The sequence below is a fragment of the Bradyrhizobium sp. FW305-F6 genome, assembly GCF_058782905.1.
In genome coordinates, this window is the sequence record NZ_JBYSYD010000032.1 from 1 (window position 1) to 1,512 (window position 1,512).

General features: G+C 64.7%; 1 protein-coding gene and 1 pseudogene. Both read right to left on the minus strand.

Going from position 1 to position 1,512, the window contains the following annotated elements; translation table 11 throughout:
* A pseudogene (istB, locus tag AC3WLX_RS36585) lies at nt 1-371 on the minus strand (IS21-like element IS1631 family helper ATPase IstB); the annotation flags it as partial.
* Nucleotides 349-1,512, minus strand: a 1,164-nt coding sequence (locus AC3WLX_RS36590) for a Mu transposase domain-containing protein (protein WP_492339385.1), incomplete at its 5' end; no start/stop codon positions are given. The pseudogene istB and the gene AC3WLX_RS36590, both read right to left, overlap by 23 nt.

Sequence of the window (1,512 nt, forward strand, 5' to 3'; positions counted from 1 at the left end):
GCCTGATAGGCAATCGCCTTGGCGATGTGGGACTTCCCGGTGCCAGGTTTGCCGACGAGCAGCGCGTTCTCGCCGGCGGCAATGAACGCTAGGGTGTGGAGCTGGAAGCAGGTTTGGCGCGGCAATTTGGGATTGAAGGACCAGTCGAACTCGGCGAGCGTCAGTTTTTCGTCGAGTCCGGATTGCCGGTATCGTCGCTCGATAAGGCGGGACTGACGACGGTCCAGTTCGTCCTGCAGGATCAGGGAGAAGGTCTCGAGGAATGGCTGGTTGGCGCCCTGCGCCTGCAGCACGCGCGTCTGCAGCGTGTCTCGGACGCCTGACAGGCGCAGCTGTCGCAGGCAACGCTCAATTTCCGGCATGGTCATCATGTGGCTGGGTCTCCAGTTTGAGGTGAGAAGGCGCAGCGGGAGCGCTCGTGGCGCCGGAGCTGGCCGGGGTTGCGCAGGCGACACGAGCGCGGCTGTCGTGGGCCTCGGCCTGCCGGCCATTGTTGCCGGCGTCGTGCCGCACAGCGTGGCTGAAGAGGTCGCCGTATTCGGCGGCGGCGCGGATCAGCGGATGATCCTGGGTGAGCGGCGATGCCGGCTGTGGCGTCGCTCCAACCTGCGCGATCGCCTGTTCGAACAACCGCTCGACGGTCGCACGCACATGCTTGTAACGGTAGATGCGGTTGCCGATGGCGTGCGCGCAGGCTTGCTCGACCAGCCATGCCGGATATTTCCGGCTCAGCCCGACAATGCCCCACATCGCGCGCTGTCCGGGGCGCCCCTCGGTGTCGAACACTTGCTGGCACAGCGCCCTGGTCTGCGGCCCGACGCGCTCGGCGCTCGCCAGCAGCACGGCGGTTTGCCGCGACGGATTGAACGGCCGTTCGCTGGTCGGCAGGACGACAGAACCGGGGTGCGTCGTCCGGGAATGAACACGCAGCAGCGCATGGGTGTGGCGATCACGGATCTCGATCGTGGAGGCGTAGATCCGCACCACGACTTGACTGCCGATGGGTGCAGGCCGCGCGGCGTAATAGCTGCTATCAACACGCACGGTGGTATCGTCGCAGACGGTCCGAACGACCTCGGTGAAGATGCGGAAGGCAGCCACTGGCAACGGCCGCAGGTGTGGCTTCTCCTCCTGGAACATCGCCTCGACCTGACGACGCGTGCTGCCGTGGATGCGCTTGGAGGCCCAATTCTCCTCCCAGTGCCTCAAGAACTCGTTCTGGGCTTCCAGTGTCTCGAAGCGCCGTCCGGCCAGCGCGGTGCCCTGGGTATGTTGAATCGCACTCTCGACGCATCCTTTCCGATTGGGATCGGCTACCCGCGCGGGATCGGCGACCACGGCGTAATGAGCCAGCATCGCGCTGTAAATCGGGTTGAGCTCGGGCTCGTACAAATCCGGCTTGAGGACGCCTTCCTTCAGATTGTCGAGCACGACATAGCTCGGCACCCCGCCAAAATACCGGAACGCCTCTTCGTGGAGCTGCGCCCAGATTTGCTGGCTCGACTTCCAGAC